This window comes from Streptomyces sp. NPDC030840 (genome assembly GCF_055572015.1).
Genome location: NZ_JBVIEE010000002.1, coordinates 386961 through 410054, shown reverse-complemented (window position 1 = coordinate 410054; position 23094 = coordinate 386961). Strand labels below are relative to the sequence as shown.

At 71.3% G+C, this 23094-nt stretch carries 18 protein-coding genes and 2 pseudogenes; 7 read left to right on the top strand and 13 right to left on the bottom strand.

The genetic code is table 11. From position 1 onward, the window contains the following. Window positions 1-6 precede the first annotated feature (6 nt). Window positions 7-2073, bottom strand: a complete 2067-nt coding sequence (locus tag ACZ49J_RS05765; protein ID WP_467448433.1) for a SpoIIE family protein phosphatase — start codon at window positions 2071-2073, stop codon at window positions 7-9. A gap of 270 nt (window positions 2074-2343) precedes the next feature. Here ACZ49J_RS05765 and ACZ49J_RS05760 point away from each other — a divergent pair, with 270 nt between their 5' ends. Further along, window positions 2344-2907, top strand: a complete 564-nt coding sequence (locus tag ACZ49J_RS05760) for a hypothetical protein (protein WP_467448435.1) — start codon at window positions 2344-2346, stop codon at window positions 2905-2907. Between the two features lie 36 nt (window positions 2908-2943). On the opposite strand, the gene ACZ49J_RS05755 is transcribed toward ACZ49J_RS05760, so the two are convergent. Beyond that, window positions 2944-3702, bottom strand: coding sequence for a class I SAM-dependent methyltransferase (locus ACZ49J_RS05755; protein WP_467448438.1), 759 nt, complete (start codon window positions 3700-3702; stop codon window positions 2944-2946). A 187-nt stretch (window positions 3703-3889) separates the two neighbouring features. Here ACZ49J_RS05755 and ACZ49J_RS05750 point away from each other — a divergent pair, with 187 nt between their 5' ends. From ACZ49J_RS05750 to ACZ49J_RS05735, 4 genes and pseudogenes are all read left to right on the top strand, one after another. Continuing rightward, window positions 3890-4687 (top strand): VOC family protein, encoded by a 798-nt coding sequence (locus ACZ49J_RS05750; protein ID WP_467448439.1) that lies wholly within the window; start codon window positions 3890-3892, stop codon window positions 4685-4687. A gap of 385 nt (window positions 4688-5072) precedes the next feature. Then, window positions 5073-5930: a DMT family transporter gene (locus tag ACZ49J_RS05745; protein WP_467448440.1), complete on the top strand. Its 858-nt coding sequence runs from the start codon at window positions 5073-5075 to the stop codon at window positions 5928-5930. Between the two features lie 104 nt (window positions 5931-6034). Then, window positions 6035-6360: pseudogene (locus tag ACZ49J_RS05740) on the top strand (beta-L-arabinofuranosidase domain-containing protein); the annotation flags it as partial. 230 nt (window positions 6361-6590) lie between these two features. Then, entirely contained in the window at window positions 6591-7337 is a 747-nt protein-coding gene (locus ACZ49J_RS05735) for a flavodoxin family protein (protein WP_467448442.1), read from the top strand. A 1-nt stretch (window position 7338) separates the two neighbouring features. Here ACZ49J_RS05735 and ACZ49J_RS05730 read toward each other — a convergent pair whose 3' ends face one another. Both ACZ49J_RS05730 and ACZ49J_RS05725 read right to left on the bottom strand, forming a co-directional pair. Next, entirely contained in the window at window positions 7339-8355 is a 1017-nt protein-coding gene (locus ACZ49J_RS05730) for a PP2C family protein-serine/threonine phosphatase (RefSeq protein WP_467448444.1), read from the bottom strand. A gap of 209 nt (window positions 8356-8564) precedes the next feature. Continuing rightward, a complete protein-coding gene (locus ACZ49J_RS05725; protein ID WP_467448445.1) occupies window positions 8565-9503 on the bottom strand; it encodes a phytoene/squalene synthase family protein in 939 nt (312 codons plus the stop codon). Window positions 9504-9720: 217 nt separating this feature from the next. Here ACZ49J_RS05725 and ACZ49J_RS05720 point away from each other — a divergent pair. Then, window positions 9721-10555, top strand: a pseudogene (locus ACZ49J_RS05720) (SpoIIE family protein phosphatase); the annotation flags it as partial. A gap of 160 nt (window positions 10556-10715) precedes the next feature. On the opposite strand, the gene ACZ49J_RS05715 reads toward ACZ49J_RS05720, so the two are convergent. From ACZ49J_RS05715 to ACZ49J_RS05705, 3 genes are read right to left on the bottom strand one after another with little or no spacing between them, the layout of a single operon-like run. Beyond that, the gene (locus ACZ49J_RS05715) at window positions 10716-11843 is read right to left on the bottom strand and encodes an ABC transporter ATP-binding protein (protein ID WP_467448447.1); all 1128 of its coding nucleotides are present in this window, start codon (window positions 11841-11843) and stop codon (window positions 10716-10718) included. Continuing rightward, window positions 11836-13605, bottom strand: coding sequence for an ABC transporter permease (locus tag ACZ49J_RS05710; protein ID WP_467448448.1), 1770 nt, complete (start codon window positions 13603-13605; stop codon window positions 11836-11838). Before ACZ49J_RS05710 ends, ACZ49J_RS05715 begins: the two co-directional genes overlap by 8 nt. Before the next feature lie 30 nt (window positions 13606-13635). After that, window positions 13636-14841, bottom strand: a complete 1206-nt coding sequence (locus ACZ49J_RS05705) for an ABC transporter substrate-binding protein (RefSeq protein ID WP_467448449.1) — start codon at window positions 14839-14841, stop codon at window positions 13636-13638. Window positions 14842-15427: 586 nt separating this feature from the next. On the opposite strand from ACZ49J_RS05705, the gene ACZ49J_RS05700 reads away from it, so the two are divergent. Further along, on the top strand, window positions 15428-16921 hold the full coding sequence (locus tag ACZ49J_RS05700; RefSeq protein WP_467448450.1) for a DUF1996 domain-containing protein: 1494 nt from the start codon (window positions 15428-15430) through the stop codon (window positions 16919-16921). Window positions 16922-17047: 126 nt separating this feature from the next. Here the strand turns inward: ACZ49J_RS05700 and hypE are convergent, their stop codons facing one another. From hypE to hypA, 6 genes are all read right to left on the bottom strand, one after another. Continuing rightward, a complete protein-coding gene (gene hypE, locus ACZ49J_RS05695) occupies window positions 17048-18037 on the bottom strand; it encodes a hydrogenase expression/formation protein HypE (protein ID WP_467448837.1) in 990 nt (329 codons plus the stop codon). Between the two features lie 79 nt (window positions 18038-18116). After that, window positions 18117-19220: a hydrogenase formation protein HypD gene (gene hypD, locus ACZ49J_RS05690; protein ID WP_467448451.1), complete on the bottom strand. Its 1104-nt coding sequence runs from the start codon at window positions 19218-19220 to the stop codon at window positions 18117-18119. After that, entirely contained in the window at window positions 19217-19525 is a 309-nt protein-coding gene (locus tag ACZ49J_RS05685; protein WP_467448452.1) for a HypC/HybG/HupF family hydrogenase formation chaperone, read from the bottom strand. Before ACZ49J_RS05685 ends, hypD begins: the two co-directional genes overlap by 4 nt. Beyond that, window positions 19525-21891, bottom strand: coding sequence for a carbamoyltransferase HypF (hypF, locus tag ACZ49J_RS05680; RefSeq protein WP_467448453.1), 2367 nt, complete (start codon window positions 21889-21891; stop codon window positions 19525-19527). The genes ACZ49J_RS05685 and hypF overlap by 1 nt, the downstream gene beginning before the upstream one ends. Continuing rightward, window positions 21888-22652 carry a hydrogenase nickel incorporation protein HypB gene (gene hypB, locus ACZ49J_RS05675; RefSeq protein WP_467448454.1) on the bottom strand — a complete coding sequence of 255 codons (765 nt, stop codon included), beginning with the start codon at window positions 22650-22652 and terminating at the stop codon, window positions 21888-21890. Before hypB ends, hypF begins: the two co-directional genes overlap by 4 nt. Next, window positions 22652-23005, bottom strand: coding sequence for a hydrogenase maturation nickel metallochaperone HypA (gene hypA, locus ACZ49J_RS05670; RefSeq protein WP_467448455.1), 354 nt, complete (start codon window positions 23003-23005; stop codon window positions 22652-22654). The genes hypB and hypA overlap by 1 nt, the downstream gene beginning before the upstream one ends. Window positions 23006-23094: the final 89 nt, after the last annotated feature.

The following is a 23094-nucleotide window of genomic DNA, read 5'->3' as shown; positions in this document are numbered from 1 at the left end:
AGTCGCTCACCCGCCCTTCCGCCGGGCGAGGAGCAGTGCCACGTCGTCCTCCGGTGCCCGGTTCAGGGCGCCGAGCAGCATGTCGCAGGTCTCCTCCAGCGGGAGCCGGGTACCGTCCAGGATCCGGATCAGATTCCGCAGCCCGGCGTCGATCGACGCTTCGTGGCTCTCCACCAGGCCGTCGGTGAACAGCGCGAGAAGCGTCCCTTCGGGGAGTTCGCGTTCCCCGGCGGTGAACGGCACGCCGCCCACCCCGAGTGGCACTCCGGCCGCGACGTCGAGGAGCGCGGCCCTTCCGTCCGGTCCCACCAGGACAGGCGGCGGGTGCCCGGCGCGGGAGAGTTCGCATCGGCCGCGCAGTGGGTCGCAGACGACGTAGAGGCAGGTGGCCAGCGAGTCCGCGTCGCCGAGGTCGGTGGCGATGTCGTCGAGGTGGTACAGCAGCTCGACCGGAGGCAGGTCCAGCCGGGCCAGGGCACGGGTCGCCGTGCGGAGCTGGCCCATGATCGCCGCGGCGTGCACCCCTTTGCCCATCACATCGCCGACGACCAGACCGACCTTGCCGTCCCTGAGCGGCAGCACGTCGAACCAGTCCCCGCCCACGCCGCTGACCGCGGGCAGGTAGCGGGAGGCCACCTCGATGCCGTGGTAGTGCGGTGGCTCCGCGGGGAGCAGGCTGCGCTGGAGGGTGAGCGCGATGCTGCGTTCGCGCCCGTACAGCCGGGCGTTGTCGATGCCGATGGCGGCGCGTGTGGCGAGTTCGGCGGCGAGCGTCAGGTCCTGGTCGTCGAACGGCCGGTGGTTCACCGTCCGGCCCAGGCTCAGCGTGCCCAGTACCTCGCCGCGGGCCATCAGCGGAGCGGCCAGCCAGGAGTGGAGGCCGGCCCGCCGGAGTGCCTCGGCCGCCGAGTCGTCCCTGGCGACACGCCGTATCGCCGTGTCGTCCACCTGGCGCAGCAGGATCGGCCGCGCCTCGCGTACGCACTGGGTGATCAGCTGCGACGAGCTGTACGCAGCCGACTCGCCGACCGGGCCCCCGGCACCGATCGCGTCCTCGAGCGAGCCCGCCTTCACCGCGAGCGTCCGGAAGCCGAGCGAGTCGTCCGCCCGCAACGCGGCCGTGCCCTCCAGGCCGACCACTGAGTCGAGTAGATGCACGGCCGCCAGGTCGCCGACCTTCGGAACCGCGACCTCCGTGAGCTCGCGTGCCGTCCGGGGGAGATCCAGCGTGGTGCCGATGCGGACGCTCGCGTCGGCGAGCAGCGCCAGCCGCTCCCGTGCTTCCGCGACCTCGGCCGCGGCCCGCTGCCGCTCCGAGACGTCGAGCACCGCCATCGCCAGCCCGAGCACGCGGCCACTGGAGTCCTCGATCCTGTGGTACGACTCCGAGTAGGCGTGTTCCTCGCTGTCGGCGGCCGTCCGGCCGATCGTCTGCTGGTCCAGCAGCTGTTCACCGGTCCGCAGAACGTGCCGCATCCGCGACTCGATGGCCTGCACGTCGAGCGCCGGCAGCACCTCGCCGACGCGGCGGCCCAGCACGGCCGCCTCGGGCACACCGTTCAGCCGCTCCAGCGACGGATTGACACGCACCCACCGCAGGTCGGTGTCGAACACCGCGATGCCCACCGGCGACTGGCGGACCAGGATGTGGGACAGGGCGAGGTCACGCTCGACGTTCTGTACGGTCTCTGCGTCGGTGCCCAGGCCCAGGGCGTGAATGTCGCCACGCGCGTCACGCAACTGCATGGTGCGGAACTCGACCCGGCGCGTCGAGCCGTCCTTGTGCCGCGCGGGAAAGACTCCCGCCCAGCGCGCGCCCGTGCGCACGCGCCGGAACAGTTCGCGGGCCCGTTCCCGGTTCTCCGGGGCCACCAGCAGCGTGCCCGCGTCCCGGCCCAGCGCCTCGTCGGCGGAGAAACCGAGCAGCAGTTCGGCCTCGGGGCTCCACAGTGCGATACGGCCGTCGCTTCCCAGAACCAGGGCCGCGACCTGCAGCAGGTCGAGCAGCCCGCCGGGCGCGGCGGTGACGCCGTCCTGTGGGCCGTACCCGGCCGGGGTCTCTCGCTCTGGCATACCGCGTACTCCTCCCCCGGCGGCGCCGGAACCGCGCTGGGTCCGGTTCGGGGGCTTCCTTGTCAGTCATACCTCGCCCGGGGGAGCGCCGCATGCCACGACCGCCCTGTCGTAGGGTTGCCGACGGCCGTCATACGGGGGGCGAGGCGGGGCGGCAGCTCTCCCCCTTATGGCACAACAATCCAGCGAGCGGTGTGTGGCGCCGCGTTCCGTGACGTCCCACGGGTCAGCATGGTCGGACCCAGCCCTCTCCCCGCACGAGGCGATGCGATGCCCGACCGCGCCGACCGCGCCGACCGCGCCGACTGTGCCGGTTCTGCCGACCGCGAGACCGTCGCCCCGGGATGGGTCCGGCAGCACCGGCCGACGGAGCAGTCGCTGTTCAGCGGTGTCTACGGACTGGTGCTGGCCAGCGCCCTGGCGTCCGCACTGGACGCGACGGGCGAGAAGGCCGAACCGGGTGCGGACGCGCTGTGGGTGGTGCTCACCGCGCTGGCGGCGAGCGCCGCGCACGGGTACGCGCACGTCATCGCCCGGCGTGCGTCCGCCGACACGTCAGCCACCCCGAGCAGATGGCGGCTGGTGCTCGCCGAGTGGCCGCTGTTCGCCGCCGCGCTGCCCACGGTGGCGATGCTGCTCGCCGCGGCAGCCGGGTGGTGGGCGGAGTCCACGGCTGTCGACTGGGCCCTGCTGTTCAACACCGCCGCCTTGTTCTGCTGGGGTGCCTGGGCCGCCCGCACCTCAGGGCACAGCTGGCCGTCCTCGTTCCGGGCCGGGGTCATGGACATGCTGATCGGCTGCCTGATCATCATCGCGAACGCCGTGATCAAGTAGACCGGGCGCGTGTCCGTGTGCTGATCCCCCTCCCGCTCAGCCGTGGGCCGTGGCGGGTCGTGCGACGGTCAGGCCGCACCGGTACGGCTCGTCGAGCAGGCCGTCGGGGAAGAGCCGTGCCAGCGCCGTACGGTTCGCTTCGAGCAGGCACGCCCGTTCGACGGGGTCCATGACCACGAAATGCGAGTGGGTGGCGAGGTTGCGGATGTGCTCCTCGACGGTGATCCGCCGCGACCACGCGAACTCGCGTGTGGCCACCCGGACCGGATACGGGGTGAGCAGCTCGGCCACGGTGGTCGGGAAGCCGCGGGTGAAGGGCGCGAGCCGGTCCTCCTCCGCCGCAACCCAGGGGACGCGGACGTCGGCCTGGTTCCACCACAGGGCCAGCGCGCCGTGCGGGCGCAGCACGCGCAACGCCTCCGGGAGGGAGCGGGCGGGGTCGGTCCAGTGCCAGGCCTGGGCGTAGGTGATCACGTCGAAGCTGCCGGCGGCGAAGGGCAGACGGTCCCCCTCACCCCGCACCAGCGGGACCTCCGGCTGGGCCCCGCGCAGCTCCGCTGCCATACCGGCGCCCGGCTCCAGGGCGACGACGCGGGCACCGCGCTCGCGCAGCAGCCGGGTGGCGATGCCGGTGCCGGCCCCGCAGTCCAGCACGTCGGCTCCGGCCAGTGCCTGGCCGGCCAGCTCCTCCAGCGAGTCGAAGAGGGCATGCGGGTAGTCCGGGCGGGCGGCGGCGTACTGCGTGGCGACGGTGTCGAAGGACAGGGCGCGGGCTCGGTTCGCGTGGGAGGCCATGCCGCTGATCCTTCCGGGCGGAGGGCGGAGTTGTCAGCGGTGCGGGGCGGATCGGCGGGCGGCCCCACGCAGGGGGAGCCGGGCCGCATGCGCGCGGGACAGCGGGGCGACCGCGACGCGGCCGACGCGCGGTCGCCCGCGTCGGATGTCACGCTGAAGTCACCAGGACCTGCGAAAGGGGATCGCCGTGATCACCACTGACCTCACTCCTGGCTCCCCCTGCTGGCTCGACCTCGGTGCCCCCGACGTCCGGGCGACCGCGGCCTTCTACGGTGCGGTGCTCGGCTGGGAGTACGAGTCCATGGGCGACGGGGAGGACGGGGAAGGCGGGATGTTCAAGAAGGACGGCAAGACCGTCGCCGGGCTCGGCAAGCTCACCGAGGAAGGCGCGCGCTCGGCCTGGATGATCTACTTCACCGTCACGGACGCCGACGCCACGACCCAGGCCGTGGAGCGTGCGGGTGGCACGGTGCGGGTGGCGCCGAGGGACCTCGGCGAATGGGGCCGGATGGCCCAGTACAGCGATCCGCTGGGCGGTCAGTTCGCCGTCTGGCAGCCGGGGAAGAACGCGGGCTTCGAGCTGGTGGAGGAGCCGGGCTCGTTGTCCTGGACCGAGCTGTACACCAGCGACGCCGCGGCCTCCCAGGAGTTCTACGGCGATGTCTTCGGCTGGCAGTTCAGCGACATGCCGCTGCCGGGCGGCGAAGGCACGTACACCCTCATCACCGCCGCCGGGCTTCCCGAGGAGCGGATGCAGGGCGGCCTCATGGAGGTCAGCAAGGAGGACCTCGCCCTGGCGGGCGGGCGGCCGTACTGGCACCCGGTCTTCGCCGTGACCGACTGTGACGCCGTGGTCGGCGACGTCACCGGCAACGGTGGAAGCGTGCAGATGGGACCGGAGGACGCGGAGGGCGTGGGCCGGCTGGCCGTCTGCCTCGACCCGTCGAACGCGGACTTCGTGGTGCTCGCCCCGGCCCGGACCTGAACCCGCGGGGCCGCGCCGGTTCGGCGGTCCCCACCATCCGTGGCGGGACCGGCGCGGCGACTCCCCGCGGGCGGCCTGACCCGACCGCCGGCCACGCACGCTGTCCGCTTGCGCTGTCCGCCCGCTCTGTCCGCCTGTTCTGTCCACCCGTTCCGTCCTCCCGTCCGTCGGTCGTCTGTCCGTCGTCGGCCCGTGTATCTGTCTGTGCGCGACGGTCCGTCTGTCTGTCTGTCCGCGAGCCACCGGCCGCGCGGCCCGTGGCCGTCCAGCGTCGGCATCCAGAGGCTGACTCACGGACCGGACCGTTCGATGCCCTGTGCCCCTCCGCCCGGCGGTCCCGCCGCGCTGTCCGGCGAAGCCACGGCCGGGCGGGCATGGTGTACCCATGATCGTGCTCGCCCTGCTCTTCGCGGTCCTCGGAGCTTTCAGCAACGCGCTGGGCACGGCCTTCCAGCGCAAGGCCGCTTCCACCGTGGCCCGGGGCGGTGGGCTGGGCCTGCTCCTCGCCCTCGTACGGCGACCCGCGTGGGCCCTGGGGATCGCGGGTGTGACGGGCGCCGCGGTGTTCCAGGCCCTGGCCCTGGTCAACGGGCCCATGGCGCTCGTCCAGCCCGTGTTCATCCTCGAGCTTCCGTTCGCGCTGCTGGTGGCCGTGCCCTTGCTGCACCTCCGGCTGCCGGGCGCCGGCTGGTGGGCGATCGGGGGAGTGGTGGCCGGGCTCGCCGTGCTGCTCGCCTCGGCGGCCCCTTCCGGGACCGTGCACCAGGCCTCGATGGAGCGATGGATTCCGGTTCTGGCGCTCACTCTGGGGGTGATGGGTGCCGCGGTCGTCCTCAGCCGGTCCTCGTCGTCGGCGTTGTTCCGCGCCGCCGTGCTGGCGGCGGGGGCCGCGGTCGGCAACGCCCTGACCGCCGCACTCATGAAGTCCGCCACGGGACGCCTCGCCGAGTCGGGACTGCCCGCCTTCTTCACCACCTGGCAGACCTACGGATTCGCGGTCACCGGTGTCGCGGCGCTCCTGCTGCTGGAGAACGCGCTGCAGGCGGGCCCGCTCACCGCGTCACAACCCGCGCTGACCATCGGTGACGCTGCGGTGAGCCTCATGCTGGGTGTCGTGCTGTTCGACGAGAGGGTCCGTACCGGGTGGTGGCTTCTGCCCGAGGCGGCCGGCGCACTCCTGATCCTGTGGGGCGTGCTGCGGCTGACCCGCGTGGTGCCCCGGCTCGGCGATGTGGTGCGCTGAAGCGAACTCGTCCGATTGAACGTTTGACTCAGGGTTCTTGTCGCCGCATCTCCCTCGGGAGTCCGTCAATGCCCGCGAGGAGTCCTGACGCTCGCTATGGCCGAGCCGACAGTCCCTTCCTGGCCAACATGCGCCGCACCTGCGCCCATCTGCTCTTCGTCGACGCCGACCGGCTGCTGCACACCTTCCGCCGGACGGTGGGCCTGCCCTCGTCGGCGGAGCCCTGCGGCGGCTGGGGGGTCCCCGACGTCCAGCTGCGCGGCCACACCATGGACATCTGCTCAGCGCCTTGGCCCAGGCGCACGCCGGCACCGGCGAGTCCGCGTACGCCGCCAAGGGCCGCACCCTCGTCTCCGCACTCGCCGAGTGCCGGCGAGCCGCGCCGGCCGCCGGCTTCACGCGCGGGTACCTCTCGGCGTTCCCCGAGTCGGACGCTCCGACCCGGACGCCCTCAGCCGGACGCTCAGACCCGGAAGTCCTCGACGACGAGCGCGGCCACCGGGCCTGCCGCGCAGGGCGGAACCAGTTGCCGGACCCGCCGGAAGTGCGTGTGCCGGTGCGTCGAAGCGGGGCAATCCAGGCTTTCCGCGAGACGCTGCCGCCGGGGCGGCGTCACGTGCCGCCCCGGTCCCTGACCGCCCTCCTCGCGGGAGGTTCTCCATGGCAGCACAACCCACCCCCTCCACCGCCCCCACCGACGACAACGGCCGCTTCGACGACCTGAGCGCGCTCTTCATCAACTGCACACTGAAACCGTCACCCCAGGTCAGCCATACCCAGGGACTCATCGACAGGAGCCGGGCGATCATGGATTCCCAGGGGGTCACCACCGGACTCGTCCGGGCCGTCGACCACGACATCGCGCCGGGCGTGCAGCCGGACATGACCGAGTACGGCTTCGCCACCGACGCGTGGCCCGAGTTGTACGAGAAGGTGATGGCCGCGGACATCCTGGTGCTGGCCGGGCCGATCTGGCTGGGCGACAACAGCTCGGTCACCAAGCAGGTCATCGAGCGGCTGTACAGCTGCTCCAGCCTCCTCAACTCCCAGGGCCAGTACTCCTACTACGGGCGAGTCGGCGGCTGTCTGATCACCGGCAACGAGGACGGGGTGAAGCACTGCGCCATGAACGTCCTCTACAGCCTCCAGCACCTCGGCTACACCATCCCGCCGCAGGCCGACGCCGGCTGGATCGGCGCCGCGGGGCCCGGTCCCTCGTATCTGGATCCCGGTTCGGGCGGCCCGGAGAACGACTTCACCAACCGCAACACCAGCTTCCTGACCTGGAACCTGATGCACCTGGCCGCCATGATCAAACGCGCCGGTGGCATCCCGGCCCGGGGCAACCAGCGCTCTCAGTGGGATGCCGGCTGCCGTGCGGAAGCGGACAACCCCGAGCACCGCTGAGCTACGGGCACCGCACGGCGAGGGCGGCGATGTCGTCGTCGAGTCGTCCGCCGCTGAAGAGGAGCAGGTCCCGGTGGAGCCGGTCCAGGAGTCCCGGGGGCGACTGCGGGCCCTGCCGGCGCATCCAGTCCTGCAGGGGGAAGAACTCGCCGGCGGGGTCCCGGGTCTCCGACACGCCGTCGGTGTAGAGCAGCAACTGGTCGCCGGGGGTGAAGTCCACGGTGTCGACGCAGTAGTGGTCTCCGATGAGCGTCGCGAGATTGAGAGGCGGCGAGGGGGCGGTGGGCTCCAGGACGAGCATGCTCCCGCGGTGCACGAGCAGCGGCGGGGGGTGCCCGCAGTTGAGGATCCTGACGTGGCCGCCGCCGTGCGGGATCTCGGCGAGAAGGGCCGTCGCGAAACGCTCGGGCAGGTCCTGCGCGGGGAACGCGGCACTGTGGCGGCCCATGCTGGTCTCCAGCCGGTGGATGACGCTCATCAGGTCGGCCTCGTCGTGCGCGGCCTCCCTGAAACAGCTGATCACCGCAGAGGCCGCCCCCACGGCGGAGAGACCCTTGCCGCGTACGTCACCCAGGAGCAGCCGGACGCCGTGCGGTGTGTCGGCCACCTCGTAGAAGTCGCCGCCGATCCGGGCCTGAGCCTGGGCCGCCACATACAGCGACTCGATCTCGATGTCCTCGAAGCGGCTCGGCAGCGGACGCAGCAGCACCTTCTGGGCCGTGTCGGCGACGAGCCGGATCTGGAAGAGGGTCTCCTCCCGCCTCAGCCGGACATGGCTCGCGTACGCGGCCGCCAGGGTGACGGCGGCGATCGCCGCCGCCGTGTACGGAGTCCCGAGGTCGGTGTAGACGAGGCTCAGCCCGATCATGACCAGCAGGCAGAAGGCCCCCAGCAAAATCGTGGGCAGAACGGGCCACATAGAGGCGGCCAGGGCGGGCGCGGCGGGCAGGAGGCGGCTGATGGCGATCTCCCGCGGGGTCGCGAACGCCAGCGAGGCGATGAGAACGGTGACGAACACCGGTGACAGCCGGACAGCGTCCCATCGGCCGCCGTCAGCGTCCCATCGGCCGCCGTGCGGACGACGGCGCCGCAGTCGCCTCAAGGTGGGCACAAAACGCATCATATCGACAAACGAGGGGGGTGCTGAGCTCGGTGGAAACGCGTGGCTCACACCCTTGGCCAACGGTGGGCGGGACGCCGTGTCCCCGTGCCCGATGCCCCGGGCCGCTATGCGGCTCCGGCGGCCCCGGCCGTCACCGGACCCCGCTTGGCCCGGGCACGCTCGCGGAAGAGCAGCCTCAGGGTCCTCGGCAGCGGCGGCCGCGCGGAGCCGCGCAGCAGGGCAGCCCCCTTGGCCTGAGCCGCCTGGGCCGTCAGGTCCTCGATGCCGGTCATGGCGCGGAACAGAGGACGGCCCTCGGGCGGCACGAGATCGGCCAGCGGCCGTCCGGCGTCCAGCGACCGACGGGCCAGGTCGAGGACGTGGGCCAGCAGGGCCCGGGTGCCGGGCGTGTCCCGGGCGCTCTCGAGATCGGCACGGGCGACCCCGAAGGCGTCCAGAGTCTCCTGGGGGAGGTTGAGACGGCCTTCCGCGAGATCCTCGGCCAGGTCGTTGGCGAAGTCGAGGCGCTGACTGCCGTCGATGTACGTACGGCAGGCCTCGAGGTAGCCGGCCGGGGTCTCCTCACCCGTCAGGAGGCCGGCGATCAGCATGAAGGCGGGAAGAGTGTAGCCATCGACGTACGCCTGGTAGTCGGCCTCCGTGGCGAAGCCCGCGAAGTCGAGGTCGGCCGGGGCGGCGGCGAGGAAGTCCGTCACGCGGGTCCGCAGCGGCGGGTGGACGGCGACGGTGTGCAACAGCGGCCGGATGTCGGGGTGGTCGGTGTCACCGTCGGACAGACCCGCGTGGACCCGCTCGGCCCAGTCCGCGAAGGCGGCGGCCCGCCCGTCCGGCGGGCCGCTGTCGAGGAGGTTGTCGGAGAGGTGCATGAAAGCGGTCACGGCCAGGAGATGGGGAAGGAGATCGCGGCGCACCAGGAGACGCGTGGCCAGATAGCTGCTGGGGCGGTAGCGGGCGACGATCCGGCGCTGTCGTGTGTAGTCGGCGCGCAGCTCCGCCGCGTCGATCCGGGCCGCGTCCAGCGCCCCGCCCCACCACAGTCCCACGGTCGGCCTCCTCGGTCCCCGGCCCCGGCGACTCCGGGAGCCGGACGGCAACTCCGCCACCGTAGTCGCTGACCGGACCGCGGACCGACCGGCGTGGCGGGTGCCGGAGCGCCCTCCCGGCGGCTGCTCGCCTCCCCCTTCGCGCAGCGGTGCTGGACGGCGTGCATGCCGTCCCGGAGAGTCACGTCCTGGACGCACGGTTCTGGCGCCGGCGGGCCTGTACGCCGTCTACGACCCCGTCAGTCTCCGCTGCACCCTCGCCCGGGCCGGACACGTGCTGCCCGCGGTGGTCGCCCGCGACGGAACCGTCGACATCCTCGACCTGCCTCCGGGCCGCCCCTGGGTCTGGCGGTCTGCCGTTCGAGTCGGTCGAGTACGTCCTGCGGGAAGGCAGCGTCCTCGCCCTCTACACCGACGGCCTGATCGAGGCCCGCGACCACGACGTCGACGAGGGCCTCCGCGGACTGCGCACGGCCCTGGCTCGGCCCGCGCCCTCCCTGGAGGCCGCCTGCGACAGGGTTCTCGACACCCTGCTGCCCGCGCGACCGGACGACGACGTCGCCGTGCTCCTGGCCCACACCTGTGCCCTCGGGGGCCACCAGGTGGCGACCTGGGACCTGGACGCCGATCCCGCCGTGGTCGCCGGGGCACGGTCGGACGTCTCACGCCGGCTGCGCGACTGGGGGATGGAGGACGTCTCCTTCACCGCCGAACTGGTGGTCAGCGAACTGCTCACCAACGCCATCCGTTACGGCCGGCCGCCCATCCGACTGCGCCTCATCCGCGACCGCGTCCTGCTGTGCGAGGTCTCCGACGCCGGCAGCACGATCCCGCACCTGCGCCGGGCCCGCGCCTTCGACGAGGGCGGGCGCGGCCTGCTCCTGGTCGCCCAACTCGCCGAGCACTGGGGAACACGGCACGCCCGCAACGGCAAGACCGTCCGGGCCGAGCTGAACGAGGCATGGGGAGCCTCAGCCGGTGCCGGGCTGGGCGGGCTTGTAGCGGAGGCGGCCAGGCGGGGAAGAGGGCTTCGGACGCGAGGGGCGCAGTAGCGCGCGGCGAGGACCGCGCTGATGACGAGGGCGGCTACGCCCGGACCCCGTGCGGCTTCGAACGGAAGGGGGACATCCCTGACGACCGGGACACCGGGGTCCGGGGAGTCATGGGCGGACTCCCCGGACCCCGTTCTGCGGTGCCGACCGCCTTCCGCACTCAGGAACTGACGGTCAGCAGGTCGCGCTGTTCCTCGGGCAGCTCGACCTTGTCCTGGTACAGCAGAGCCTGCGCCGGATCGAAGACGAGCACCACTTCACCCGTGAGGCCGCCGTTGCCGCTGAGGACCTGGACGGCCTGGTCGCCGAGGCGGACGTCGTACTCGTAGCGCGAGCCGACGTAGGAGCTGGTGAGGACCTGGGTCCTCAACTGGTTGACGTCGGACGGGGTGCCGGAGGGCGGGACGACCTCCAGCCGCTCGGGCCGGACCGCCACGGTGACCGACTGACCCGAGGGCACGCGCTCGTCGCTGTCGACCTGCACCACGTCGTCACCGCAGTCCAGGAGGACGCGGTAACGCCTGCCCTCCTGCCCGACCACCCGGCCGGTGAGGAAGTTGCAGCGGCCCACGAAGGCGGCCACCGCCGGGGCGGCGGGCCGCTCGTAGATCTCGTGCGGTGTGCCGATCTGGATCATGTTGCCGCCCTCCATGACCGCGATGCGGTCGCTCAGGGCGAGAGCCTCCTCCTGGTCATGGGTGACGTAGACGGTGGTGATGCCCAGTTCCTCCTGTAGTCGCTTCAGCCAGGCGCGCGCCTGCTCGCGGAGTTTGGCGTCGAGGTTGGACAGCGGCTCGTCGAGCAGCAGCACGGTGGGGGAGTAGACCAACGCGCGGGCGAGCGCGACACGTTGCTGCTGGCCTCCGGAGAGCTGGTGCGGATAGCGGTTGCTCAGCTCCGCCAGGCCGACCTTGTCGAGAGCGTCGTGGATCAGCGTTTTCTGCTTCTCCTTGGGGACCTTGCGGATGGTGAGGGGCAGGGCGAGGTTCTTGGCGATGGTCATGTGCGGCCAGAGCGCGTAGGACTGGAACACCATGCCGAGGTTGCGTTCCTCGGGAGGCAGGAACACCCCGGCCGAGGCGTCGACGAAGGGTCTCCCGCCGACGGTGATGGAGCCCTCCGTGGGCTGTTCGAGGCCGGCGATGCAGTTGAGCGTGGTGGACTTGCCGCAGCCGCTCGCTCCCAGGAGGGTGAAGAACTCGCCGTCCTTGATGGTGAAGGTGACGTCGCGCAGCACGGAGTTGTCCCCGAAGGTCTTGGCGAGGTTCTTCACGGTCACCTCAGGCATGGTGCTTTCCCTTCATGAGCAGTCCTGCGAGTGCGACGAAGACCGCGGTGATGGCGATCTGGAGGGTCGCCAGTGCGGCGACGGACCCGGCCCGGCCCTGGGTCCAGAGGCTGAGCATGGTGGTGCCCAGGATGTTGTTGTCCGCGGAACTCAGGAACACGGCCGGCGAGTACTCCTTGAGCATGATCACGAAGGTGAGCACGAGGGCTCCGGCGAAGGCGGGGGTGACGAGGGCCCGCAGGACCCGGAAGAACGTCATCAGCCAGTCGGCGCCGGACACCCGGGCCGCGTTGTCGAGTTCACCGCCGATCTGCATGATGGCCGGGGCGACCGAGCCGAACGCGCTGGGCAGGGCGCGCATGCCGAAGGCGATGATGACGGCGTAGACCGTGCCCTGCAGCAGTGTGCCGATGCCGAACGGGGCGAGGGCGAAGGCCCAGAAGAAGCCGATACCGATGATGATGCCCGGCAGCGACTGAGGGATCAGCGCCAGGTACTCCACTGCCCGCCCGAAGCGGAAGGCGGAGCGGCGGGAGACCATCACCGCGACCACCGCCAGGGCGCTGACCAGCACCGAGCCGACACCGGCGACGATGAGGCTGTTCCACAGGGACTGCACGTAGTTGTCGGAGTCGAAGACGATCTCGTAGTTCTGCGTGGTGACCGTCCTCAGCGGTGACTGGAGCGGGGTGAAGATCAGCGTGAAGGAGCGGAAGACCAGCCCGGCGATCGGGACCAGGGCACCGACGACCACGTAGAACCAGATGCAGACGATGCTCACCCACTTCAGCCAGCCGAGGTCGAGCTTGCGGGGGCGGGTCACCTTGCCGCGCACGGACACGAACCGGGCGGCGTCCTTGAGGAGTTTGGCCTGTACGGCCACCAGGCTCACCGTGACGAACAGGATGATCGTCGAAGCGGCGCCCAGCATCGTGTAGTCGGGGTCCACCGACTGCAGACCGTTGTGGTACAGGAACGTGGAGAACACGTCGATGTTCACCGGCTGCCCGTACAGCAGCGGCACGCTCAGGGTCTCGATGGAGACGGAGAAGACGAGGATGGCGCTGTAGACGATCGGCGGTCGCAGCATGGGCACGACCACCTGCCCCAGGATCCTGAGCGGCCCGGCGCCGCAGACCTGGGCCGCGGACTCCAGGGACGCGTCGGACTGCCGCAGCGCGTTGGCGCAGAACACGTAGGCGATCGGGGCGAGCGCCACGGCCTCCGTGAGGGCCATCCCGGGGATCGAGTACAGGTTCCACGGCACACCGCCGAAGACCTGCTGGACCTTGATGCTGACGAACCCGGCGGGCCCGTACATGATGATCCAGCCGAAGCCCAGGATCAGCGAGGAGATGAAGAACGGCCACTGCATCGCCAGCGCGACGAGCCGGCCTCCGGGAAGCTTCGTGCGGACCACCACGATGGCCATCGGGATGGCGATGGCCAGACTCAGCAGGGTGGTCAGCCCGGCGAACAGCAGCGTGTTGAGGGCCACTTCGCCGAAGCCGGCGTCCGTGAAGAGGTCGACGTAGCCGCGGACCGTGAAGGCTCCGCCGGCTTCGTAGAGCGGCCGGTTGCGGATGCTCTGGTAGAGCGTCGGGACGATCGGAGCCAGTACGAGGACGGCGAGGAACGCGAGGACCGCGTACTGGACGACCTGGTCCCGTCCGATGCCGAGGGGGCGGCGGTAACGTGGCGGCTTGAACGCCTCTTCATGCTCGTCGGCAGGAGCGCCGACCGGTCGAGTGAGGGTTGACATCTGGTTCGACTCCGATCGTCCCGTGGCTGCCTACTTCTTGAGGAGCCGGTCGAAGTGCTCGAGCCAGGCGTCGGTGTCGTTCTTCGAGACGGCGGCGTACTCGACGTGGATGATCTTGTCCTCGCCGACCTTGTCGACGACCTCCTGGTAGGTGTGCAGGCCCTCGCCCTCGACGCCCTTGCGGTAGGAGGCGAGACCCCCCTCCGCGACGGCCCGCTGGCCCTCCTCAGAGAGCGCGAAGTCCAGGAACAGCTTGGAGGTCGCCGGGTGCGGCGCCTGGGCGGCGATACCGAGACCACGGGGAAGGACCACGGTGCCGTCCTCCGGGAAGACGATCTTCACCAGCCCGGCGCTGTCCTCGACGACCGGGTACGCCGGTGAGGCGCTGATCAGGAAGCCCGCCGTGTACTCACCGGAGACGATCTTCTCCAGCTGCGTCCCGGAGGAGGTCTCCGGACGGGTCAGCGGGAGGATCTCCTCCAGCGCGTCCCACGCCTTGGGGTTGCCCTCGGTGAGCGCGCGGGTCACCGAGAAGCCGAACGAGCCCTCCGGGTCGCGGACGGTCACCTTGTTCTTGAACTTGCCCTTGTCCGCGCTCACGATCTTCGCCAGGTCGGCCATGCCGGTCGGCGGCTTCTCCATCAGTGAGGTGTTGTAGGCGATCGTCATCGGGTCCTGCGACATCGAGTAGACACTGGGCAGGAGTTCCGCACTGGCCCCGAGCTCGGACAGCTCCGGGGTCTTGTACTCCAGCACCGTGTTCTTGCGCTGCGAGAAGCTCGTCCAGGCGCTCGCCGCGCTGGAGATCAGCACGTCCGCGGGCGACTTGCCGGCCGCGTTCTCCGAGAGCACCTTCTGGAACAGCTCGTCGCTGTCGAGCTCGTTGACCGAGACGGTCTTGATGAAGTCGTACTTCTTCTTGAAGTCCCGCACGACGGGGGCCATGTTCTCGTCGCCGAGGTTGGAGTAGACGGTGAGCTTGCCGCCCTCCTTCTTCGCCGCCTCGATGAGGTCGCTGTAGCCCTTGGGGTAGTAGCTGGGCACCTTGCCGGCGGAGATCTTGTTCTCCGCCACCGTGGGCGTGCCGTCGTCGCCGCCCCCGCAGGCGGCCAGGAGTCCGAGCGCCAGAACCACGCCGAGGGCGGTCGCGGAGCGGCGACGGGGGGAGGGGCGGAGCCCGGGAACGGTGCCCCCGGTGGCGACGTTGCGTGAGCCGAGGTGGCTGGATCTGGCCATGGTTCTCCTTCTGGCGCGTGCCGTCTGGCAGCTGTTGCCGGGAGGTTAGAGACCCAGGTCAGGCCGGTAAATCCTTGAGCCCTCAGAGCTCATACTGTGTATTGTGGTCGTTTTGTACGTGACGCGAGTCACCCATGGCGTGCACGGTCGGCGGCTTGAAATGTGCGCCTCATCGGCATCGTCTCGTGGGGTGTGAAGGGCTGCACGGCCAAGGGCGCGTACCCGGTGTTCACCAAGGCCGGCTGCTTCGCCGGGGTCACCCAGCCGTGCGTCGACGACAGCGACTGGTGTCAGGCCGGCTGCCGGAACCAGTTGAACGCCACGCCCGGCCGGAGATTCCCGGCCGGGCGTCGCTGTCGGGGTGTCCAACGGTGCGTCAACACACCTCCGGACAATGCCTTTTATGGTCGGTTTACTCGTGTACTGCCGGACTCATGGGCCGATGCCTCGCTTATGGATGGAGGAAAGTATGAATCTGAGAATTCGCTGAACAATCGCCGCTCAGATCCGTATCGAAGAGTGCTTCGCCCATACCGGATGTCCTGCCGGCTCAGAAGAAGTACTTGAGAAGTGTCAGAGAGGCCTGATGAGACGCAACACGCGAAAGAGATCGAAGACCACCGTTCGGGCGGTGGGCGCGGTGGCAGCACTGGCCCTGGGGGCCGGTGGAATCGTGGCAGCGAACATCTACGCCTCTGCCGGTGAGACCAGCACGGCGCAGAAGTCCACCCAGGCGCAGTCGGCGGCGGCGACGTCCACGATCGACTGCCCCGACGTGGGGCAGAAGCTGACGGCGGTTCCCGCCCAGGCCCGTGCTCAGGTGGACAAGGAACTGGCACTCCTCGACAAGCAGATATCCGAGGCCTACCAGCGACTGTCGACGTCCCAGCGGGCGATCCAGCAGGATGCCAACTTCGCGCAGAACGCGATCGTGGGCCCCCTGAAGGACAAGCGGAAGGCGACGATCGACCGGATCGTCATCGCCATCGGTCGTGTGGGCACCAAGCCGCAGGGCCTCGACGCCCTTGCCGCGTGCACCCTGCGGCCCACCGGCAACCAGACCAACGCCGGCCAGGGCAACAACCAGGGCGGCAACAACAACCAGGGTGGCAACAACCAAGGCGGTAACAACCAGGGTGGCGGCAACGGCAACGCCGCCCAGGCCGCCGGCCCCGTCGCAGCCGACTACGTGGACATCACCAAGGTCCGCCCCAACGTGAGCGCGCAGCGCAAGTCGGGCAAGGCGTCGAAGGGCACCTTCGTCACCAAGTGCGGGGTGAACGCCAACAAGCTCTACAACACCGACAACGTCATCGTCGCGCCGGGTGTCTCCAACGGCGCCCACCACACGCACGACTACGTCGGAAACCAGTCCAACAACGCCTTCGCGACCGACCAGGACTTCGCCAAGGCCAAGACCAGTTGCCGCAACCAGGGTGACAAGTCCTCCTACTACTGGCCGGTGCTGCGCCTGCAGGACGGCACCAAGGAGTTCGACGCGGCCCAGCAGGGCGGCGGCGCCGAGGGCAACATCGGCAAGATCCTGACGGCCAGGCAGTCCACCCTGACCTTCGTCGGCAGCCCGCGCGGCAAGGTGGTGGCGATGCCGAAGTTCCTGCGCATCATCACCGGTGACGCCAAGGCGTTCACCAACGGCCCCGCCAACGCCAACGCCTCCTGGAGCTGCACGGGCTTCGAGAACAAGGTGCAGCTGAAGGACAAGTACCCGCTCTGCCCGTCGGGCAGCGACGTGGTGCGTACGTTCAAGTACCAGAGCTGTTGGGACGGCAAGAACATCGACAGCGCCAACCACCGGACGCACGTGGCCTTCGCCGACGCGAGCGGCAACTGCCCGAGCGGTTTCAAGGCCATTCCGCAGCTGGTGCACCGTCTCGTCTACGACGTCGACGCGCCCAGCGTGAAGGACAACGGCAAGACCCGTCCCTTCTACGCGGTGGACGGCTTCCCGGAGCAGGCGCACAAGCCGATCACGGACCACGACGACTTCATCAACGTGTTCGACGCGCGGCTGATGAACAAGGCGGTCCAGTGCATCAACACCGGACGTAAGTGCAGCTGAGCACCGCGGACATACCGAGGGGTGGGCACCGTTTTCACGGTGCCCACCCCTCGGCACAGCACCTCGCGTCACACGGCGGCGAACCCGGCCCGCCCGGAGGAAACGGGCCGGGTGGTCCGGTGCCGTTCAGCAGATGCGCGGCAGTTGCTCGCCCAGCGGCAGATCGACGACCCGGGTGCCGCCCAGCCCTGTCCGGGCGACGACCATGCCAGGGTGCTCGGCCACGCACACACCGATGACGGCCGCGCCCGCGCCCTGCGGGTGGGCGCGCATCGCGGCGAGGACGGCGTCGGCGTGCTCGGGCGGCACGAACGCCACCAGGCGCCCCTCGTTGGCCACGAACAACGGGTCGAGGCCGAGGAAGCCGCAGGCGGCCGCCACCGGTTCGGGTACGGGGACGGCGCTCTCGGTGAGGACGACACCGGTGCCGGACGCGGCGGCGATCTCGCAGAGCGAGGTGGCGAGCCCGCCCCGCGTCGGGTCGCGCAGCACGTGCACGTCCGTCGTGACCTCCAGCATCGCGGCCACCAGCCCGCCCAGCGGCGCGGTGTCGCTGACCACGTCGGAGCCGAACTCCAGCCCCTCGCGCACGCTCAGCACCGCCACACCGTGCGCCCCGATCGGCCCGCTGACGATGATCACGTCTCCCGGCGTCGCCCGCTGCGGACGGATGTCGACGCCCCGCGGGATCAGGCCGATGCCGGAGGTGTTCACGTAGACCCCGTCACCGTGACCGGCCTCCACGACCTTGGTGTCACCTGTCGCCACCGTCACCCCCGCGGCGGCCGCGGCCGCCCCCACGGCCTGCGCGACGCGCCCCACCACGTCCAGGGGTACGCCCTCCTCCAGAATGAACGCCGTCGACAGGTAGGCCGCCCGGGCTCCGCTCATCGCCAGGTCGTTGACCGTGCCGTTGACGGCCAGGTCCCCGATGCTGCCGCCGGGGAAGAACAACGGCCGTACGACGTAGGAGTCCGTGGAGAACGCCAGCCGTGCGCCGCCCAGTTCGACGGCCGCGGAGTCGGCGAGCGCGGCGAGGGTCTCGTTGCCGTACGCCGCGGCGAACAGGTGCTGCGTCAGCTCGGCGGAGAGCGCCCCGCCACCACCGTGGCCCATCACCACCACCGGGTGGTCGCGCAGGGGCAGGGGGCACGACCAGTTCGCGGGATCCACGACCGGCGAGATCGCGTCGGTGTCAGCCAACGGGGGCCACCTCCAGCCGCCGGTACAGGTAGTACGCCGCGCAGGCACCCTCGCTGGAGACCATCGTCGCGCCCAGCGGGGTGCGCGGAGTGCAGGTCGTGCCGAAGGCGGCGCACTCATGGGGCTTGATCAGACCCTGCAGCACCTCGCCGCTGCGGCACTCGGGGGACTCGACGGTCGTCACGTGGCCGACGTCGAAGCGGTGCTCCGCGTCGTACGCCCGGAAGGCCTCCGACAGCCGCCAGCCGCTGTCCGGGATCACGCCGATGCCGCGCCAGGGGCGGTCGGTGACCTCGAAGACCTCCTCGATCATGCGCAGCGCGGCCGGGTTGCCCGCCTCGCGCACCGCGCGCGGGTATGCGTTCTCCACCCGGTGCTCCCCGCGCTCCAGTTGACGGACCGTGCGGCGCACGCCCTCCAGGATGTCCAGCGGTTCGAACCCGGTCACCACGATCGGCACGCGGTGGCGCTCGGCCAGTTCGGGATACTCGGCCGTGCCCATCACACTGCACACGTGGCCCGCCGCGAGGAAGGCCTGGACACGGCACTCGGGCGCCCGCATGATCGCCTCGACCGCGGGCGGCACGCGCACGTGCGACACCAGCAGGCTGAAGTTGCGGATGCCCTGGCGGCGGGCCTCGTGGACGGTCATCGCGTTGGCCGGGGCGGTGGTCTCGAAGCCGATGCCGAAGAACACGACCTCCTTGTCCGGCTCGCGCCGCGCGATCTCCAGGGCGTCCAGCGGCGAGTACACCACGCGGACGTCACCGCCCTCGCCCTTGACCCGGAACAGGTCGCGGTCGGTGCCGGGCACGCGCAGCATGTCGCCGAAGGAGCAGAACACGACGCCCGGGCGGGACGCGATCGCGAGCGCCTTGTCGATCATCTCCAGCGGCGTCACACACACCGGGCAGCCCGGCCCGTGGATCAACTCGACCTCGTCGGGCAGCAGTTGGTCAATGCCGTGCCGGATGATGGAGTGGGTCTGCCCGCCGCAGACCTCCATCATCGCCCAGGGCCGGGTCACGGTGGCGCGGATCTCGTCCAGCAGCCGGCGGGCCAGCTCCGGGTCGTTGAACTCCTCGATGTACTTCACCGCACGCCCTCCCGCTCAGCGGTGTCCGTGGCCGCCCCCTCCGCCTCGGCCCGCGCCCAAGCGTCGCCGAACTCCTCCTCCAGCAGCCCGAGTTGCTCGAACAGCTCCAGCGAGGCGCGCGCCGACTCCTCGTCCAGCCGCTGCAGCGCGAAACCGACGTGGACGATGACGTACTCGCCCACCTCGGCGTCCGGGACGTAGGCCAGGCACACCTCCTTGACCACGCCGCCGAAGTCGACCCGCGCCATGCGCGTGCCGTCCCGGTCCTCGATCCCGACCACGCGGCCGGGCACCGCAAGGCACATCAGCGTCCTCCTTGTCGTTGCCGTCGATCCCCGTGCGCCGCCACGACCAGCTGGCCGAGCGCGAGACCGCCGTCGTTCGGCGGCACCCGCCGGTGGCGGAGCACCGTGAAGCCGTCCGCGTCCAGCAGCGCCGCGCACTCCGCGTCCAGCAGCGCGTTGGCGAACACCCCGCCCGACAGCGCGGCCACGTCCGCCCCCGTCTCGCGGCGGGCGGCCCGGCAGACCCTCACCACGGCCGCCGCCACCGCGCGGTGGAAACGGGCGGCGATCACCGGCACGGGCACCCCGTACCGCAGGTCGGCCACGATCGCGGCCAGCACCGGACCGGGGTCCAGGCCGTCGGCGAAGCCGTACGCCCCGGTCTCCTCCGGCCAGGCGAGCGCCGCCGCCGCTTCCAGTTCGATCGCGGCCTGCGCCTCGTAGCGGGCCCGGTGGCAGACCCCGGCCAGGGAGGAGACCGCGTCGAAGAGCCGGCCCATGCTGGACGTCGGCACACAGGCGATGTCCTGCTCCAACTGCTGTTCCAGCAGGCGCAGTTCGATGGGCGAGCAGGCGGCCACACAGGGCATGTCCGCGTCCCAGGGCAGGCACGCGGCCCGCAGCCGGGCCAGCGCCGTACGGCACGGGTTGGCCACGCCCGCGTCACCGCCGGGCAGCTGCGCGTACGGCAGATGGGCGAAGCGGCGGTAGCCGTCGTAGCCGGCGATCAGCACCTCGCCGCCCCAGACCGCCGTGTCGTCGCCGTACCCGGTGCCGTCGAAGGCGACGCCGATGACCCGCGCGCCACCGTCCAGACCGTGCTCGGCCATCACGGACGCGATGTGGGCGTGGTGGTGCTGCACCGGGTGCAGGGGCAGGGCACGCGCCTCGGCGGCCCGGCGCGCCCAGCGGGCCGAGTGGTACCCGGGGTGCCGGTCGGCCGCGACCAGCTCCGGTTCGACCCCGGTGAGCGCGCACAACCGGTCCTCGGCCCGCTCGAAGACCCTTACGGTGGCCAGGTCGCCCATGTCGCCGATGTGCGGGGAGAACCAGGCACTGCCGTCCGCCCCGAGACACAGGGCGTTCTTCAGGTCACCGCCCACGGCGAGCGCGGGGGAGACGGGGACCGGCAGCGCGACCGGCTCCGGGACGTGGCCACGCGACCGGCGCAGGACGACCTCGCCACCCCCGTCCGCACGGACACGCACCACCGAGTCGTCACAGGGCACCTCGATGGCCCGGTCGTGCCACAGCCAGGCGTCCGCGATCCCGGCGAGCCGCTCCCGCGCCTCGGCGTCGTCGGTGACGATCGGCTCCCCGGACCGGTTGCCACTGGTCATCACCAGCACCTGCGGACCCGGCGGATCATCCGGAAGGCCGAACAGCAGCCGGTGCAGGGGGGTGTAGGAGAGCATCACCCCGACGTCAGGGCTCCCGGGGCACACCGCCTCGGCCAGCACCTTGGCACCCTCCCGGCGGCGCAGCAGCACGATCGGCCTCCGACGGCCCGTCAGGACCTCCCGCTCCTCCCCGCTGACGTGGGCCAGCCGCTCGGCAACCGCCGGGTCGGCGCACATGACGGCGAACGGTTTGCCACCGCGCTCCTTGCGTCCGCGCAGGGCGGAGACGGCCCGCTCGTCGGTGGCGTCACAGGCCAGGTGGTAGCCGCCGAGCCCCTTGACGGCCAGTACGGCGCCCCGTGCCAGCAGCTGCCGGGCCTCGGCGAGAGCCGGCCCGCCTTCGTACGCACGTCCGCCGGGGACGGTGAGCCGCAGCCGGGGCCCGCAGTCGTGGCACGCCACCGGCTGGGCGTGGAAACGGCGATCGCCGGGGTCCGCGTACTCGGTGGCGCACTCCCGGCACAGGGGGAACGCCGCCATGGTGGTCGTCGCCCGGTCGTAGGGCAGGGCAGTGGAGATGGTGAAGCGGGGACCGCAGTGCGTGCACGTGATGAACGGGTGCCGGTGGCGGCGGTCCGCCGGGTCGGCCAGCTCCCGCAGACAGTCCTCGCAGGTCGCCGTGTCCGGCGGGATGAGCGTCCGGCCGGCGCCGCCGCCCTCGGAGGTGTGGATGACGAAACCGGCCGCGCCGAGGGCCGGCACGTTCTCGTACGCCACCTCCCGCACGTCCGCCAGCGGTGGCGGCCGCTCGGTCAGGGCCCGGCAGAACTCCGCCACGCACTCCGGCGCGCCCTCCACCTCGGCGACCACGCCCTCGGTGCCGTTGCGTACGTGGCCCGCGAGGTCCAGCTCCGTCGCCAGACGGTGCACGAAGGGCCGGAACCCCACGCCCTGCACGGTCCCGCGCACGGTCACCCGCCGCCGTACCGCGGTCGTGGCGGCCGTGCCCGGATCGGCCGTGCCCGGGGCCCTCGTCGCGGAGGTCACGCGGTGGGGGCCGGGGACGCGTGGCCGGAGTGATGCGCGTCCGGGCCGTGGTCGTGGCCGTGGCGGCGCAGATGGTCCGCCGCGAGCAGCGGGGAGTGCGGCACCGCCCCGTCCGCGACGGCGAGGACGCGGTCGAGCAGCGTGTCGACGCCCTGACCGTCGCGGGCCGAGGTGCGCAGGATTTCGACGCCCGGATTGACGCGCTCCACCGCCGCCGAGAAGGCGTCACCGTCGAAACCGACGGCATTGGCGAGATCGGTCTTCGTCAGGACCACCAGATGGGCGGCGCCGAAGGCGGTGGGGTACTTCAGCGGCTTGTCCTCGCCCTCCGTCACCGACATCAGCGTCACCCGCAGCGTCTCCCCCAGGTCGTAGGAGGCCGGGCAGACCAGGTTCCCGACGTTCTCGACGAACAGCAGGCGGGTGCCGTCCGGGAGCCACCCGTCGATGAGGCCGCGCACCTGCGCTGCCTCCAGGTGACACAGGCCGCCGGTCAGCACCTGCCGCACGGGGGCTCCCGAGCGGGCGAGGCGCCGGGCGTCGTTCTCCGTGGCCAGGTCCGCGGTGAGGGCGGCGACCGCCAGTCCGCGCTCGCGGGCACGGCGCAGCACCAGCTCCAGCAGCGCGGTCTTGCCGCTGCCGGGACTGGAGAGCAGGTTGACGGCGGTCACCCGCCGCTCGGCCAGATCGGCGCGGAGCTCCGCGGCGAGACCGTCGTTCTTGGCCAGCACGGCCGTTCGTACGTCGACGCTTCGGCACATCACGGGCTCCCTGCCATTCGTACCTCCGCCAGTTCCAGTTCGCGGCCGGTCAGCAACTCGGCCGCCGGGGTGTCGCAGTGCGGGCACCACAGCGCGGGCGGCGAACCGACCGCGAAGCACGCGTCGCAGCCGCCGCAGCGGGCCCGCGCCGGCACCTCCTCGATGACCAGCTCGGCCCGGTCCAGGGCGGTACCCTCGGCGACCAGCGAGAAGGAGAAACGCAGCGCGTCCGGGACCACCCCCGCCAGCTCGCCGATCCGCAGCGTCACGCCCGCCACCGAGTCCGCGCCGTGTTCGCGGGCGACGTCCTCGGCGCTCTCCACGACGGCGGCGGCGATCGACAGCTCGTGCATGGTCCGTCACGGTAGGCAGGACCGGGGCCCCGGCCCTGCACGCGCGTACGAACGACGTGTGTTTTCCCTCGCGCGGCCCAAGCGCGCGA